This window comes from Aurantimicrobium sp. INA4, from assembly GCF_027924525.1.
Classification (GTDB): domain Bacteria; phylum Actinomycetota; class Actinomycetes; order Actinomycetales; family Microbacteriaceae; genus Aurantimicrobium.
Map to the genome: position 1 here is coordinate 208,218 of NZ_AP027040.1, position 16,600 is coordinate 224,817.

The following is a 16,600-nucleotide window of genomic DNA, read 5'->3' on the forward strand; positions in this document are numbered from 1 at the left end:
CCACGTCCAAGCGTTTTGGTGATCGCTTGGTCTGAACAAAAGATGCTCCGAGAAGAAATTCTCGGAGCATCTTTGTGTTGGGGGAACTTACTCCCACTCAATAGTTCCTGGGGGCTTGCTGGTGACATCCAGCACGACGCGGTTGACCCCAGCCACCTCGTTGGTAATGCGGTTAGAGATCTTGGCTAGGAGGTCATAGGGCAGACGGGTCCAGTCTGCTGTCATAGCGTCCTCTGAGGAGACAGGGCGCAACACAATGGGGTGTCCGTAGGTGCGACCATCACCCATGACGCCTACCGAGCGCACATCCGCGAGCAGAACAACAGGGCACTGCCAAATCTCATCGTCCAGACCAGCTGCGCTGAGTTCGTGACGAACAATTGCATCTGCTTCGCGCAGCAGGTCGAGACGCTCTTGCGTGACCTCACCGACGATGCGAATACCCAGTCCAGGACCAGGGAAGGGCTGGCGTCCCACGATCTCGTGAGGAAGACCCAGCTCGCGGCCGATGGCGCGCACCTCATCCTTGAAGAGGGTTCGCAGAGGCTCCACGAGTTCAAACTGGAGGTCTTCGGGAAGACCACCAACGTTGTGGTGGCTCTTGATGTTGGCAGTTCCACTGCCACCACCAGATTCCACGACGTCGGGGTAGAGCGTTCCCTGAACCAAGAACTTGATGGGTTCCCCATCTGCCTCAGCTTCGGCCATGAGGTCGCGTTCTGCCTGCTCAAAGGTGCGAATAAATTCGCGGCCAATAATCTTGCGTTTGGTTTCGGGGTCGCTCACACCCGCTAGTGCGGTGAGGAACTGTTCGCGGGCATCGACGGTGACCAGGCGAATACCGGTGGCCTTGACGTAGTCTTCTTCAACCTGGCGGCGTTCATCTTGACGCAAAAGTCCGTGGTCCACAAAGACACACACCAGCTGGTCGCCCACAGCCTTGTGAACAATGGCAGCAGCCACAGCGGAGTCCACACCACCAGAAAGACCACAGATCACGCGTCCTGAGCCCACCTGAGCGCGGATAGCAGCAACCTGAGTCTCAATGACGTTCTCGCTGTTCCAGTCCGCAGGAAGCCCAGCACACTTGTGCAAGAAGTTCTCCAGCAGGTCCTGGCCGCACTCTGAGTGCTTGACTTCAGGGTGCCATTGCACGCCATAGAGTTTGCGCTCGTCGTTGGCGAAGGCCGCAACCGGGGTTGCGTCCGTCGAGGCAACGACAGTGAAGCCAGCCGGTGCAGTGGCAACCTGGTCACCGTGACTCATCCACACGGTCTGGGTGACAGGCTGACCGCCCACGAGGGCGTGTTCTGCCGTGATGGCCACATCGGTGGCGCCGTATTCACGGCCACCGGTTTGTGCAACCGTTCCACCTAGAGCCTGAGCCATGACCTGGAAGCCGTAGCAAATACCAAAGACGGGAATTCCCAGCTCCAAGATGGCGGGGTCGAGCGTGGGGGAGCCAGGCTCATAGACGCTGGAGGGTCCACCCGAGAGCACAATACCCACAGGGTTCTTCGCGCTTACTTCAGCGGCAGTAATCGAGTGAGGAACAATCTCGGAATACACACCAGCTTCGCGCACACGGCGAGCAATGAGCTGAGCGTATTGTGCTCCGAAGTCAACGACGAGAACGGGCTGGGGCTGGCTCACGCGGCCTCTCCTTTGGTAGCGGCTGCGGTGTTCTGTGTTTCCAGAAATGCATCGACCAGCTTGGCGTATTTAGCTTCAACGTAGAAAGAAAGACCGGGGATGATTCCACCCAAGGCAATGAAGAAAAGCTTGCCAAAGTCCCAGCGCATTTTGGACCAGATGCGGAAGCCTGCGAAGAGATAAATCACATATAACCAACCGTGGATAATCAAGATACCCAGAGACAGGTTTATAGCTTCCACGGTGTCAGAAGGCACGAGAGCAAGGAAACCATTGGGCCCAAATGCTTCAATTTCGTAGCCAGGTTCAAAGAAGACAAACTCTCCGGTTTCAGGATTTGTCATTCCACCCGGCCACACAAAAGAGTTGGTGCGGATATCGATGCAGTACTTCAAGATCATCTCTGCACACAACAGCAGCAGGAAGCCACCTGTGATGAAGGACATGACCTTGTAGAACTTCAGTGCCCCAGGAATTCGTGGGATATCAGCGGCGCGAGGGGCTAAAGGCATGGCTCTAGTTTACTTGTCCCTGTGCTTGCTCTTGTTCCTCAAGTTCGCGCTCATAGGCATCTTTAACCAAGCGCCACCAAATAAAGAACGCAAAGCCAGCAAAGATAATCCACTCGAGCGCATAGAAGATGTTGAGCCAGTTCACCGCACCCTCATTCATGGGTGGAATGGACTCAATGACGTCAAAACCAGGGGGCGCTTCACTATCAATGAGGTAGCCCTCATAGACGAGCCCGGCGAAGTCGGGCCAGATGTTCACCAGAGAAGCAACAGAAAGTGTGTTCTCGCTGAGCGGGTCCATGCCAGGGTTTGGAACATCCGGTGCCTCGGTGGGCATAAAGCGTCCGGTGTAGAGCTTTTCTTCCCCGGCAGGAGCAGCGTTGAATTCTGCCAGGGCAGTCAGCGCAACGTCCTCATCCGGTGTCCAGCCCAGGGCAACAGGAAGTGATGCCTCTGGAGTGATCAAGCGACCAACCAACCAATACCCTGACTCGCCATAGTTGAGACGGCCTGTGAGCAGCGTGTAGGACTCGGCAGCGAGATAACCCGTAACCTCTGTCATGTGTCCACCCGCTATTTCAGAAATAGCGACACCGGGAACCTGCAGTTCCTCCAGCGGAACCACAATCTCCGACTCGGTGTTTACCGGCTGAGAAGACAAGATGGCGCGTTCTAACTGCCACTTTCCTGCCCAGGCAAAAACAGCAGCGGCTGCCATCACGAAAATGAGAAAGGCAATCCACTGAGGTTTCAGCGCGGTCTTGAGCATTAGGCCGGAGCCTCAACAATGTTGGGCACGGCTGTCCGAATAGCGTTGGCTGCCTCGTCAGTGGTTTGCTGTTCGGCTGCAAACTCTGCCTCGATGGTCAAGCGATAGTTCTTCACTTCGGTCTTTTCTTGTGCTGCACTCCAGCCCAGGTGCTTGCCTAAAATCTTGGCCACGAGCGGTGCCGCGGCAACGCCGCGGTCGCGGGTTTCAATGTTGACGCGCGTGCGACGGGTGAGCACATCTTCGATGTGCAAAGCACCTTCGTGCGTCACCGCATAGGTCACCTCAGCGAGCAGGTAGTCAGGGTTACCCGGCAAAGTCTGTGCTTGGGCAGCATCCTGCGCAATGATCTCCAGCACCTCATCGGCCATCGAGCCGTAGCGGTTGAGCAGGTGTTCCACCTGTGCAACAGTGAGCCCACTATCGCGTGCGGTGCGAGCACGACGGTTCCAGGCACCCTTGTATCCGGCAGCGCCCAGCAGGGGAACAGCAGAGGTGATGCTTCCTGGAATATTCCACGCAGGGTCACCAGCATTGAGCTCCTCCACGGCTGCATTAACGGCGTCATTGGCCATGACGCGATACGTGGTCCACTTGCCGCCTGCAATCAGCACGAGACCCGGCTTGGGCTTGACCACCACGTGTTCACGGCTGAGCTTGGCGGTGGATTCAGAGTTGCCTGCCAGCAATGGACGCAGACCCACATACACACCCTCAATGTCATCGTGGGTGATGGGGTCGTCGAGTACTGAGTTCACGTGGTCAAGGAGGTATTGAATATCTTCTGCGGTGGCAGATGGGTGCACCTTGTCGTAGTGCCAGTCCGTATCTGTGGTGCCAATAATCCAGTGACGTCCCCACGGAATAACAAAGAGCACACTCTTCTCGGTGCGCATGATCAAGCCCATGACGGACTTGAAGCGGTCCCGAGGAACCACAATGTGGATTCCCTTCGATGCTCGCACGCGCAGCGTGCCACCATCGTGCACGAGCTCTTGGGTTTCCCCTGTCCACACTCCGGTGGAGTTAATGATCTGCTTGGCACGGATAGGGAATTCGTTTCCGGTTTCCACATCCCGCACGGTCACACCCACAACGCGCCCTTGTTCTTGGATGAAACCAATTACCTCGGTGCGGTTCGCCGCGTAGGCGCCGTTGGCGACCGCAGTGCGAACCAGGTTCGCCACATAGCGCGCATCATCCACGCGACCGTCGTAGTAGCTCATGCCGCCGATGATGCCCGAGGAGCGCAAGCTGGGCGCGGCCAAACCAATCTGACGTTTGCTGAGGTGACGGTGGTGTCGAACCCCAGGGCGGCGTCCGCCCATCCAGGAGAACGCGTCATAGAGCAGCATGCCTGCCCCCACATACGCACGCTCCCAGACGGGGTGCTCTACGGGGTAGAGAAAACGGATGGGCTTGACTAGGTGGGGAGCAATCTGCTGCAGCAACAGACCGCGTTCAATGAGCGCTTCACGAACAAGGTGGAAGTCCAACTGTTCTAAGTAGCGAATACCACCGTGCACCAACTTGGAGGAGCGGCTCGAAGTTCCTGCCGCCCAGTCCTGAGCTTCAACAACACCAACAGTCAATCCACGGGTAGCCGCATCAAGGGCACACCCAGAGCCGACAATGCCGCCACCAATAACAAGAACATCAAGTTCCTGCGACTGCATGGCAGCCAAGGCTTCAGCGCGGGTGTGTGCATTGAGAATTCCGTGAACACCCGAAGCTGAAGCTGACTGAGACATTAGAGAGCCGGATCTGCCGAAGAAATCGTTGTGGCACCGTGTGCCGCAGGGTTGTAGGGAGAAACAACAACCTCAACCCGCTGGAACTCTTTGAGGTCCGAGTAACCAGTGGTGGCCATCGAGCGACGCAGAGCGCCAACGATGTTGGCGCTACCGTCAGCGACGGTGGCAGGACCGTAGAGAAGTTCTTCTAACGGTGCGACCTGGCCCACGTGAACACGGTTACCGCGAGGAAGCTCACCGTGGTGTGCTTCCTGACCCCAGTGCCATCCGCCACCAGGCGCTTCCGTGGCACGAGCCAGTGCAGAACCGAGCATGACAGCGTCAGCACCACACGCAATCGCTTTGACCACGTCACCAGAGGTGCCTAAGCCACCATCTGCGATGACGTGGACGTAACGGCCACCAGACTCATCCATGTAGTCACGGCGTGCACCGGCAATATCTGCGATGGCAGTAGCCATCGGTGCGTGAATACCGAGAGAAGCACGTGTGGTCGTAGCAGCGCCACCACCGAAGCCGACCAAGACACCAGCAGCACCGGTGCGCATCAAGTGCAGGGCTGCGGTGTAGGTGGCTGCGCCACCAACAATGACAGGAACATCCAGTTCATAAATGAACTTCTTGAGGTTCAGTGCTTCGGTTTCTTTCGAGACGTGCTCTGCCGAGACCGTATTGCCACGGATCACAAACAGGTCAACACCGGCATTGACCACGGTTTGGTAAAACTCTTGTGTGCGCTGAGGAGACAGTGCTGCAGCAACGGTCACACCAGCTGCGCGAATCTCAGCCAGACGTGCAGTAATCAGCTCTGCCTTAATGGGCTCGGCATAAATCTCCTGCATCCGCTTGGTTGCGGTTGCTGCAGGGAGAGAACGAATCTCGGAAAGAACAGGAAGAGGGTTCTCGTAGCGAGTCCACACACCCTCGAGGTTGAGTACACCCACACCACCGTGCTTGCCCATGGCAATGGCTGTCTCGGGGGAGACCACAGAGTCCATGGGGGCAGCCAAGATAGGAATCTCAAACTGGTAGGCATCAATGCTCCAGGACACCGAGACATCCTGAGGGTCACGTGTGCGCCTGGAGGGAACGACAGCAATGTCGTCAAAGGCGAACGCCCGGCGTGCGCGCTTTGAACGCCCAATTTCAATTTCAGTCACGGTAGTTCCCCAGACGTCTTTCGTTACTTACGGTAGTTCGGTGCTTCGACAACCATCTGGATGTCGTGAGGGTGGGACTCTTTCAAGCCGGCAGCAGTAATGCGAACAAACTTTCCTTTCGAGCGAAGCTCGTCAATACTGCGAGCACCCACATAGAACATGGACTGGCGTAAACCACCCACCAGCTGGTGTGCCACCGCGGCCAAGGGACCGCGGTAGGCCACACGGCCTTCAATACCTTCAGCAATGAGCTTGTCATCGCTGGGGACGTCAGATTGGAAGTAACGATCCTTCGAGTAGGAGGTGCGCTCGCCGCGAGTCTGTAGGGCACCCAAAGATCCCATGCCGCGGTAGCTCTTGTACTGCTTGCCGTTATCAAAGACGAGATCTCCTGGGCTCTCGTCGCATCCTGCGAAGAGAGAGCCCAGCATGACGGACTCAGCACCGGCAACCAATGCCTTAGCAATGTCACCGGAGTACTGCAGACCGCCATCAGCGATCACGGGAACACCGGCAGGACCAGCAGCCTGGTAGGCCTCCCAGATCGCGGTGACCTGAGGAACACCCACACCAGCAACAACACGCGTGGTGCAAATAGAGCCGGGGCCCACACCCACCTTGATGCCGTCAGCGCCGGCATCAACGAGTGCCTGTGCGCCCGAACGTGTTGCCACGTTGCCACCAACAACATCGATGTGTGCAAAAGAAGGGTCAGCCTTGAGCTTCTTAATGATCTCCAGCACGCCAGCAGAGTCACCGTTAGCGGTGTCCACAACGAGAACATCGACGCCTGCATCGCGCAGTGCTTCTGCGCGCTGCCAGGCGTCACCAAAGAAACCAATAGCGGCACCGACGCGCAAGCGTCCTGCTTCATCTTTGGTGGCGTCGGGATACTTCTCGGACTTGTCAAAGTCTTTGGTGGTGATCAAACCGGTGAGCTTGCCAGCACCATCAACAATGGGCAGCTTCTCAATCTTGTGCTTGGCCAGCAGAGCAATAGCGTCATCGGCAGAGACACCCACCTGAGCAGTGACCAACGGCATGGGGGTCATGATTTCTTTGACGGTGAGGTTTTTCTTATCTGCTTCAGAGACAAAGCGCATATCGCGGTTGGTAATAATGCCAACGAGCGTTCCTTCGGCATCGACCACAGGAAGACCGCTGACACGGAACTGACCACACATACGGTCTACCTCAGCAACGGTGGCGTCCGCGGTAGTGGTGACAGGGTTGGTAATCATGCCGGACTCAGAACGCTTGACCTTATCTACCTGGTCAGCCTGGTCCTCAATAGAAAGGTTGCGGTGCAAGATGCCAATACCGCCCTGGCGGGCCATGGCGATAGCCATGCGTGCCTCGGTCACGGTGTCCATGGCACTAGAGATCAGAGGCTTCGACAGCGTAATGCGGCGAGTAAAACGGCTCGAGGTGTTTGCTTCACTGGGAATAACATCCGTGTGGCCAGGAAGAAGCAGCACGTCGTCGTAAGTGAGTCCAACAAAACCAAATGGATCGTTCTCGACCATTGATTCCTCAATTTCTTAATCTATTTATCCGAAATTTTGGGCATTTTTCCGCGCCGTTACAGTAAACCCTTTGACATCCAGCTTAACGGGTTGCACAGAGCACATATTCCCGTACTAAAGTTTTCCTTTGTTGGCAATATCGCGCTCATGTAATAAGTGCGACATAATCAACACGTATCGTCTGTCAAAGTCGACATTCGAGAAGCAAAACGGAGGGCATTGCGTGACCAACAGTTCGAATGCTCTCCCTATGGAGGTGCAGTGGTAAACACAGCTTTAGCGCGCCGTACCAGCCCTAAAAACCTACGAGTGCTCTTCGGCGTACTCATGGGACTGTTGGTTCTGACTTTCACGCTCGGGCAGGGTATTTCTGCTCACGCCGCAACCAGCGAACCTTGTGTTCCTGACGCGGCGACTGCGTGTTTTAACGGAACCATCAAGGGTGCTGGTGAAGGCGTCGAAATCACCGTGTCAGGTAACGACCAAAACGTCGTAGCTGTCACGGACAAGGACGGAAAGTGGAGCGCTGCAGTTACTGTTGCAGGCGTTTACACAATCACACTCGATGAGGCCACTCTTCCCGATGGCGTCACCCTGGAGGGTGCAGCAAGCCAAGAGCGTGACATCACGCTGGGATTCGCTAAGGGTGCGATCTTCAAAGTCTCCGGTGGAGACAATGGAGGCGCAGACAACGGCGGTGGCACTAACCCGGATGCAGCAGCAACCGGCTTTGACTGGGACCGCCTTGCACAGCAAGTCGTCTCCGGTTTGCGCCTGGGTCTGCTCCTCGCGTTAGCATCGATCGGTCTGTCCCTCATCTACGGAACCACTGGTCTCTCCAGCTTCTCTCACGCTGAACAGGTCACCTTGGGTGGTTTGCTGGGTTACACCTTCGCAAACGTTCTCGGCCTGAACATCTTCCTCACCGTCCTCATCGTGGTTGTGCTCACCGGTGCCACCGGTTACATCCAAGATGCGGTGATATGGAAGCCTCTGCGTAAGAAGGGCCTGAGCCTCACCCAGATGATCATTGTGACCATCGGTCTGGCACTGGCCCTGCAGTACACCTTCCAGATGTTCTACGGTGCATCCACCGTCCGCATCCTGATGAAGAACCCCGACACCTTCACCATCGGCCCCGTCACCTTGACCTTCGAGTCACTGTGGGCCATGGGATTGTCCATCGTGGTCCTCATCCTGGTAGGTCTGTTCCTGCTCAAGACTCGTACCGGTCGTGCGACTCGCGCCGTATCTGACAACCCAGCACTTGCTGCAGCATCAGGTATCGACGTAGACCGCATCATCCGCCTCGTCTGGGTACTCGCTACCGCGCTCGCCGGTCTCTCCGGTGTCATGCTCGGTCTGGTACTCAACGGTATTAACTGGCAGACAGGTATGCAGCTTCTGCTCCTCATGTTCGCCGCAGTTACCCTGGGTGGTCTTGGTACCGCCTTCGGTGCCCTCGTTGGTTCGCTCATTATCGGTATGACCGTTGAGCTTGCCAACCTGGTCGTCCCTGGTGACTTCAAGTACGCAACAGCCCTTGTGCTTCTGATCATTGTCCTGCTGGTTCGTCCGCAGGGTATCTTCGGTCGCAAAGAGCGGATCGGTTAAGGAGGACAGTCATGGATATGTGGATCAAAGTCTTCTATGACATGTCGGCGAACGCTATTCTGCCGACCACCGCAGCCTTTGCTATCGCAGCAATTGGTTTGAATGTGCACTTCGGTTTCACCGGACTGCTCAACATGGGGCAGGCAGGCTTCATGCTTGTTGGTGCCTACGCATTCTCCGTCACCACCATCATGGGCTGGCCTTTCTGGGCAGCCGTGCTGGCCACCCTCGCCGGTGGAACCCTCTTCGCGTTGCTTCTGGGTATACCAACCCTGAAACTGCGTGGTGACTATCTGGCTATCGTGACCATTGCCGCCGCGGAAATTGTCCGTATGGTCGGCCGTGCTTCGGTACTCAACGATGTCACCGGTGGTTCTAACGGTCTTGCTGGTGAGCGTTACCGCAACGACTTCTCCGCCCTCTCACCATTCCCCGACGGCCAGACCACCATCTTGTGGTTCACCTTCGACAACACTGGTGTGAACGGATGGTTCATCCGCATCGTTGCCTGGTCACTTGTAGTGATTTTCGCCATCCTGGTCTGGCTGCTCATGCGCAGCCCCTGGGGTCGTGTGATCAAGGGCATCCGTGAAGACGAAGACGCAGTTCGCAGCCTCGGCAAGAACGTCTTCGCCTTCAAGATGCAGTCCTTGATCATCGGTGGTGTGCTCGGTGCTATCGGAGGTATGTTCTACGTCCTCCCCACCTCGGTGCAGCCAGATGCTCTCGGTCGTAACATGACCTTCCTCATCTGGACCGCGATGCTCCTCGGTGGTGCTGCCACCATCTGGGGTCCCGTCCTCGGTTCCATCCTGTTCTTCGCACTGCGTATCTTCATCCAGGGCACCGTGGACATCCTTGTCCCCGATGCCATCTTGAACACGCAGCAGACCGAACAGTTCTCCTGGATCATGGTCGGTGTCGCACTGATGCTTCTGGTCATATTCAGACCGCAAGGAATTTTGGGTAACAAGAAGGAGCTGAACTTCAATGTCTAGCACCACAAACAAGACCGCTGCTGAAGCTCGCGCTGAGCTCAAGAGCGTTGCCCACACTCCTGGCGCATCCAAGCCCGATGCCATCCTCACCGTCGATAACGTCGTTCGTGAGTTCGGTGGTAACCGTGCTGTCGATGTAGACCACCTCGAAGTTCAGCGCGGTGTTATCACCGCACTGATCGGACCTAACGGTGCCGGAAAGACCACCTTCTTCAACCTCATCACCGGATTCGACCAGCCAACTTCTGCAAAGAAGATGTTTGGTGGACCCTCCGCTGACAAGGCTGCGAAGTGGACCTTCAACGGAAAGTACCTCGGAAACACCGCTGCTGCTTCGGTAGCAAAGAGCGGTATGGTCCGTACCTTCCAGCTGACCAAGGCACTGTCCCGTCTGACCGTTCTCCAGAACGTTCTCTTGGGTGCTAAGGACCAGCGTGGAGAAAACTTCCTCGCAGCCTTTGTCAAGCCTCTCTGGGCAGCCCAGGAGAAGGAAAACACCGAGAAGGCTCTCGCCCTTCTCGAGCGCTTCAAGCTGCTCGAGAAGAAAGACGACCTCGCCGGTAGCCTCTCTGGTGGTCAGAAGAAACTACTCGAAATGGCCCGCGCTCTCATGAGCGACCCCGTCATGATCATGCTCGATGAGCCCATGGCTGGTGTGAACCCCGCACTGACACAGTCACTGCTGGGCCACATCCAGTCCCTGCGCGACGAGGGCATGACCGTGCTCTTCGTAGAGCACGACATGCACATGGTTCGCCACATTTCAGACTGGGTTGTCGTGATGGCAGAAGGTCGCGTCGTAGCGGAAGGTCCAGCGGACACCGTCATGAGTGACCAAGCTGTGATCGACGCCTACCTGGGAGCCCACCACGACACCGACCTCGGCGATGACGCATTGCTCGAAGACGGTGCCATGGATGCTCCAGCTGCAAAGGAGAAGAAGTAATGGCAAATGACATCAAGCCTGGTGTTGAGCCAGTACTGCGCGCCGACAACCTTGTTGCCGGTTACCTCCCCGGTGTGAACATCCTCAACGGATGTTCCATCGAGGCCTACCCTGGTGAGCTCATTGGAATTATCGGCCCTAACGGTGCCGGTAAGTCCACCCTGCTCAAGGCACTCTTCGGTCTGGTCAAGATTCGTGAGGGCAATGTCGTCCTCAACGGTGAAGACATCACCGGTTTCAAGACCAACAAGCTGGTACAGATGGGTGTGGGCTTTGTGCCTCAGACCAACAACGTCTTCCCCAGCCTGACCATTGAAGAAAACCTTCAGATGGGTCTGTTCCTGCAGCCCAAGCGTTTGAACGAACGTCTCGAGGCCATCTTTGACATCTTCCCCGTGCTCCGAGACCGTCGTTCTCAGAGTGCAGGGTCGCTGTCCGGTGGTGAGCGTCAGTCCGTCGCAATGGCTCGCGCCCTGATGATGGACCCCAAGGTCCTTCTTCTGGACGAGCCATCGGCTGGTCTGTCTCCTGTTCGTCAGGATGAGACCTTCATTCGTACACGTCGAATCAACAAAGCTGGCGTCTCGGTAATCATGGTGGAGCAGAACGCTCGTCGTTGTCTCCAGATTGCTGACCGTGGATATGTTCTCGACCAGGGACGCGATGCCTACACCGGCACCGGTCGCGAGCTAGCCGATGACCCTAAGGTCATCGAGCTGTACCTCGGAACCCTGGCTAAGGATGTTGACGAGAAGAAGTAGTCGATAGACACATAAAGAAAGCCCCCGCATAGCGGGGGCTTTCTTATTTACAAATACGCTGACATGTTTTTTTGGTGACTCTATGCTGAGAAGCGAGGACCATTCCTTAAAGACTTTGCTCATCTAAAACTATTTTTCGGGAGGGGCCGAACAAATGCACGAAATAGTATGCCCACACTGCAACAAAGCATTCAAGATTGATGAAGCAGGGTATGTAGACATTCTGAACCAGGTCCGTACACAAGAGTTTGAATCTGAACTACAACAGCGTCTTGCTTTGGCTGAAGAGCAAAAAGCAACAGAAATAGAGCTTGCTGAAGCTAAGGTTGCTGAAAAGCTCAAGGCCAAGGTAGCTGAGAAAGAAAACGAGATTCAGCGTCTTGTTGCAGAGCTAAGCAACATGGAGACGGTTAAAAAGCTTGCAGTTACAGAAGCGCTTTCTAAAGTCGAGAAAGAACGTGATGACTACAAGCACGCTGTCGAGCGTGCTGAGCTCGAAAAACAAATGGTGGAACAATCTCTCAACGACAAACATGAAACCCAATTAAAGGATTACAAAGAGCAGATTGAGAGGTTGAAAGATCTAAAGACTCAGCTCTCCACCAAGATGTTGGGAGAAACTCTCGAGCAGCACTGTCTAAATGCGTTTGATGCTGTTCGTGCGATGGCCTTCCCCAATGCCTACTTCGCAAAGGATAATGACGCCAAGGATGGTAGCAAGGGAGACTTCATCTTCCGAGAGAACACTTCTGACGGTGTTGAGGTGATCTCAATCATGTTTGAGATGAAGAACGAAGCTGAAGAAACCTCTGCTAAAAAGAAGAATGAAGACTTCTTCAAAGAACTTGACAAGGACCGCCACCAAAAGGGTTGTGAGTACGCCGTCCTCGTTTCAGTACTCGAATCAGACAGTGAGCTCTACAACGCGGGAATTGTTGACGTGTCTCACAGATACCCCAAAATGTTTGTGGTTCGCCCTCAATTCTTTATCCCCATGATTACTCTGCTGCGTAACGCAGCATTGAAATCAGTTGAGGTAAAGACAGAGCTTGCTCAAATGCGAGAGCAGAACATCGACATCACTAATTTTGAAGTCCACTTAGAAGCATTCAAAGATGGGTTCTCCAAGAACTACAGCACCTACACAGCAAAACATGCTCAAGCTATCGCCGATATTGATCGCTCCATAAAGGTGATGGAGAAGGTCAAAGATGAACTTATCTCTGCAGACCGTCAGCTGCGGCTTGCTAATGACAAGGCCCAAGATATTTCAATTAAGAAGTTGACAAGGGGTAATCCAACGATGGCGGCGAAATTTAAACAAGTTAGAGCAATATCTAACGAAGGTAATGAGCTCGAGTAATGATCAACATAAATGATGTTGAGTACTGGTGGGTCACCCAAAACCAAACCTTTGAAGAAGAAGTTCGTGGGGGTTATATGTGGGCCCCGAAATTCCAAAAAGATGGGAAGAGCCTAACTGCGTACACCAATGTGTCCTTGGTCAAACCTGGAGACATCATTTTCAGTTATGTCAACACTCGAATTGTTGCCGTAGGTACAGCTCTCTCCAGCGGATATACCTCAATGAAGCCACACACTGGTGATGCGGGAGAAGTCTGGGCAAATGAGGGTTGGCGCGTTGATGTTGATTACTCTTTAGTTCCAAGAGAATTCAAACCTAAAGATCGGCTTGATGAAATTGGGCCTTTATTGCCTGCAAAATATTCGCCTTTGATTGCGAAAACAGGGCATGGAGCGCAGGGAATGTATCTTTCTCTCATCTCTGAACAACTGGGGGAATATCTGCTGCGTCAGATAGGAGTCAAGCCAGAGTCACTATTTTTTGTTGAGCCAGATCCTTTCGAAAAAGCCCTTGTTGAAGATGAGCAGGCGATCTGGGAAAACTCAGTGCTCAGTGAGACCGAGAAGCAGCGCCTTGTACTTTCACGTGTTGGCCAAGGACTGTTTAGAAAACGAGTCAAGCTTTTTGAAAACACGTGTCGAGTCACTGGAGTAAGTGATGACAATTACCTCATTGCTAGCCATATTAAGCCCTGGTCTGTTGCTGGGAGCGATGAGCGTCTAGACGGGAATAACGGACTTCTGCTATCGCCACATATCGACCGGCTATTTGATCGAGGCTATATGACCTTTGCTAAGAACGGTGACGTTTTCCTCAGCAACGAATTAAACCAAGACGTTGTTCAACGTTGGTCGCTGCAAGGAATTGAAAACGTTGGTGAATTCTCAGAAGCACAGGAGCATTTCCTTGAGCACCATCGAGATTATGTGTTTAAGCAATAACAGCCATAAGAATACTTCGGGACAAACGTTACTGAATGTTAGAGCAGTTCGTAGTATTCACGAATTTTTTGAGCCATGAGTTTTCGTCTGTCAGCGAGGAACACCTTATAAGTAGAAGCATCGACTTCAGCGAAGTTTGCTGGGAGAGCATTGTCCTGAAGGTTTTTATCGAGATCGGCCTGGTCCACAATTTCGCCTAGGTTAAGTTTCCCGGTATTGATTTGTTGCTCTACCCGGGCCATATAAACATCAGGCGGCTGGTTACTGATCGAAATGTTGATGGAGGTTTCAGTAAGTGCAAAGTTTGCAACCTGGTTGTAGTCTTCACGATCACTAAATCCATTGTTCTGAAGGTAATCCTTCGGAACTACGTGGTGGATATCACCCGAGTGCTGAAGCATCTCAGAGACCTTGATGCTCTTCGACAGGAAACCTCTCGTGCCCGTCGAAACCTGTGCAGCAAGGTATGTCTGGAAGTATGGGCTGATAGTGCTTGTGGTTTCAAGTGCTGCAGGAAGTGCAACTTCCCAGAAAGCATCAGAAAGGTCTGATTCCTCGAGTTGTTTCAAATACTCTGCCGGGCCAATCTGTCCGATACGTCGGATATCTTGTTCCCAGGTGCTTTCAAAACTTCCTGAGTTACGGCCCGTGAGCATAGACAAGACAAACCATCTCTTGATGATGCGTTTTCTCTCACCTTCGCTGACTTCTTTATCTTCACGAAGTCGGAGATACAAGGCATAGGCAAAGTTCAAAGCGTTCTGCGAATTGATCAATTTTGGAGAGATGAATCCTGCAGATTTGATTGTCATTAGGAAGTTTTCAAAGTTGTACTTCGACACAATCTTCTCAAGTGCAGATTCGAGAGTGTCAAAAGCCAGTGGGATTCTTGCCTCATCAACTTTCCGGGTTTCTGGGTCGCGGCCAGAAAGCTCACTCACAATAGAAGCAGCCTTACCTCGGCTAAACCCTACGAGACCAGCAACACGAATGATGTCACCGTAACTAGGGTCATACAAATCCTCAGCATCATCTTTCAACCACGCGATTTGTCTGAGGTATGGGGTTGCTTCGAATTCTTTATCGTTCTCTGCAATGTCTTTATATATGTGAGGAGCCACAGCCAAGTTGCAGAAGTAATCGATGAGCTTCCGGAGATTACGACCGCGCTCGCCGTAGGTGGCAATCTTGCTCATAGCAAAATCAGCACTGGAAAGCGGAACGCCCTTTGAGTTAATGCGAATAAAGATTTCAGAGACTGTTTCAACATCGAGATCATCGCTGAGCGCGATAATTCCAATTTGAGCATTCTTGATCTCAGCAAGCTTGCCAATGTTGCCAGCAGCAACATTGGCATCGATATCTGGGTTGGCCTGTAAATATTCGTTGACGTAACCAAAAGTTGACGCATGTTTGAAGATTTCGCTGATGTCATGAATCCACTGCGAACTCTTCTTAATTGCAGGTGTTAGAGTCGCAAACTCTTCGGTAACTGGATTGAATGCAATGGTGATTCGAACCTGCTGGTATCGCTTGTTAATGACGAGGAGACCTGCCACCGCAGCACGAAGTGCAGTAATTCGTTGTTGTCCATCAATAAGGATTTGCTGAAAGCCGGCAACGTGGCCACCTCTGAGGTGTGCACCAATAGATTGCCACGTGATCAAATATCCAACGGGGTAGCCGTTGTAAAGGGAATCCATGAGGTCACGGACTTTAACGCTGTCCCATACAAAGGGGCGTTGCAGCTCGGGGATAGCAATCTGGTCACTTTCCACCTGAGCAAGCAGATTGCTCACTGGACTTTGGTTGACGCTGTATTTGGCCAAGAGAATCCCCCTGAAATTGTGAAACTTTATGTCCAACATAGTCGATGGCATGAGTGTGACATCGGTTTCTACATTGATTTCTTGGCGGCAGTTCGCGCCTGAATTCAATACAAATAACACCATTTTCTGCAAGCGCTCTTTGCATCAATCGCGAAATTTACCACTTAGGAGAGAAGCAGGGTAGATGGCTTAGCCGTAATAGCGGAGAATGGCCTGTATCGAATTGTGGGCTTAAGTCAATCAACTCGGTTGCATTAATCCAATATGCAACTGTAATTCGATGTGAAAAGTACTTCCGATTTTTCATTACGACTGTCACCAAGAGTAGAAATCATGCTGAGAATAGACGGTGTTACCTTGAATACAGCGTTTTGCCCAAAACATCGGGCCAATTTATGAATTTCAATTTGGATTTTGTGAGCGCTCAAGTTAGTTGCAAGAACTGCGAATGAATGCTCAGACCAGCTTCTGTCGGGAGAGCTGCAGAAGGCTTCAAGAAAGTCGATGCCTTTGTTAGCAAGTGCAGCGTGAAGCGATTGTTGACGTTGGAGGTTATCTTCTGGACTGAGTAGCTTGCTAAAGGGATTATCAGCAGTGATCACCCAGAGTTCTTGGATATGTGCACCGAAGAAATCAAGAAAGTTAGCAGAATCCGTTTCCGCGATAGTGCCCTTAATGACCACAGATTGAAAGTTATCTAGCTGAATGCTTATGGTGGTTTCAGAGTATGCAATAACAAGTTCGGAGGGAATTGATGCATTCATGATTTAT

Annotated in this window: 14 protein-coding genes; 6 read left to right on the top strand and 8 right to left on the bottom strand. The window is 53.2% G+C overall.

Annotated features, from left to right (window positions below; all coding sequences use genetic code 11):
- Positions 1–87 precede the first annotated feature (87 nt).
- From guaA to guaB, 6 genes are read right to left on the bottom strand one after another with little or no spacing between them, the layout of a single operon-like run.
- A complete protein-coding gene (gene guaA, locus AINA4_RS01130; protein ID WP_281787146.1) occupies positions 88–1,653 on the bottom strand; it encodes a glutamine-hydrolyzing GMP synthase in 1,566 nt (521 codons plus the stop codon).
- Positions 1,650–2,165, bottom strand: coding sequence for a DUF3817 domain-containing protein (locus tag AINA4_RS01135; protein WP_281787147.1), 516 nt, complete (start codon positions 2,163–2,165; stop codon positions 1,650–1,652). The genes guaA and AINA4_RS01135 overlap by 4 nt, the downstream gene beginning before the upstream one ends.
- Positions 2,166–2,169: 4 nt before the next feature.
- Positions 2,170–2,934 carry an SURF1 family cytochrome oxidase biogenesis protein gene (locus AINA4_RS01140; RefSeq protein WP_281787148.1) on the bottom strand — a complete coding sequence of 255 codons (765 nt, stop codon included), beginning with the start codon at positions 2,932–2,934 and terminating at the stop codon, positions 2,170–2,172.
- Positions 2,934–4,685 carry a glycerol-3-phosphate dehydrogenase/oxidase gene (locus AINA4_RS01145; RefSeq protein WP_281787149.1) on the bottom strand — a complete coding sequence of 584 codons (1,752 nt, stop codon included), beginning with the start codon at positions 4,683–4,685 and terminating at the stop codon, positions 2,934–2,936. Before AINA4_RS01145 ends, AINA4_RS01140 begins: the two co-directional genes overlap by 1 nt.
- On the bottom strand, positions 4,685–5,848 hold the full coding sequence (locus AINA4_RS01150; protein WP_281787150.1) for a GuaB3 family IMP dehydrogenase-related protein: 1,164 nt from the start codon (positions 5,846–5,848) through the stop codon (positions 4,685–4,687). Before AINA4_RS01150 ends, AINA4_RS01145 begins: the two co-directional genes overlap by 1 nt.
- A 23-nt stretch (positions 5,849–5,871) precedes the next feature.
- Positions 5,872–7,374: an IMP dehydrogenase gene (guaB, locus tag AINA4_RS01155; protein ID WP_281787151.1), complete on the bottom strand. Its 1,503-nt coding sequence runs from the start codon at positions 7,372–7,374 to the stop codon at positions 5,872–5,874.
- A 261-nt stretch (positions 7,375–7,635) separates the two neighbouring features.
- Between guaB and AINA4_RS01160 the strand changes: the two genes are divergently transcribed.
- From AINA4_RS01160 to AINA4_RS01185, 6 genes are all read left to right on the top strand, one after another.
- On the top strand, positions 7,636–8,988 hold the full coding sequence (locus AINA4_RS01160) for a branched-chain amino acid ABC transporter permease (protein WP_281787152.1): 1,353 nt from the start codon (positions 7,636–7,638) through the stop codon (positions 8,986–8,988).
- An 11-nt stretch (positions 8,989–8,999) separates the two neighbouring features.
- Complete coding sequence (locus AINA4_RS01165; protein ID WP_281787153.1) at positions 9,000–9,986, top strand: branched-chain amino acid ABC transporter permease; 987 nt, start codon at positions 9,000–9,002, stop codon at positions 9,984–9,986.
- On the top strand, positions 9,979–10,932 hold the full coding sequence (locus tag AINA4_RS01170; protein ID WP_281787154.1) for an ABC transporter ATP-binding protein: 954 nt from the start codon (positions 9,979–9,981) through the stop codon (positions 10,930–10,932). Before AINA4_RS01165 ends, AINA4_RS01170 begins: the two co-directional genes overlap by 8 nt.
- Entirely contained in the window at positions 10,932–11,693 is a 762-nt protein-coding gene (locus AINA4_RS01175) for an ABC transporter ATP-binding protein (RefSeq protein ID WP_281787155.1), read from the top strand. The genes AINA4_RS01170 and AINA4_RS01175 overlap by 1 nt, the downstream gene beginning before the upstream one ends.
- Before the next feature lie 154 nt (positions 11,694–11,847).
- Positions 11,848–13,056, top strand: a complete 1,209-nt coding sequence (locus AINA4_RS01180) for a DUF2130 domain-containing protein (RefSeq protein WP_281787156.1) — start codon at positions 11,848–11,850, stop codon at positions 13,054–13,056.
- Positions 13,056–14,000 carry an HNH endonuclease gene (locus AINA4_RS01185; RefSeq protein WP_281787157.1) on the top strand — a complete coding sequence of 315 codons (945 nt, stop codon included), beginning with the start codon at positions 13,056–13,058 and terminating at the stop codon, positions 13,998–14,000. The genes AINA4_RS01180 and AINA4_RS01185 overlap by 1 nt, the downstream gene beginning before the upstream one ends.
- Positions 14,001–14,038: 38 nt before the next feature.
- On the opposite strand, the gene AINA4_RS01190 is transcribed toward AINA4_RS01185, so the two are convergent.
- Together AINA4_RS01190 and AINA4_RS01195 are read right to left on the bottom strand one after the other, a co-directional pair.
- Positions 14,039–15,799 (bottom strand): DUF262 domain-containing protein, encoded by a 1,761-nt coding sequence (locus tag AINA4_RS01190; RefSeq protein WP_281787158.1) that lies wholly within the window; start codon positions 15,797–15,799, stop codon positions 14,039–14,041.
- 284 nt (positions 15,800–16,083) lie between these two features.
- The gene (locus AINA4_RS01195) at positions 16,084–16,593 is read right to left on the bottom strand and encodes a DUF3293 domain-containing protein (protein ID WP_281787159.1); all 510 of its coding nucleotides are present in this window, start codon (positions 16,591–16,593) and stop codon (positions 16,084–16,086) included.
- Between the last annotated feature and the right edge of the window lie 7 nt (positions 16,594–16,600).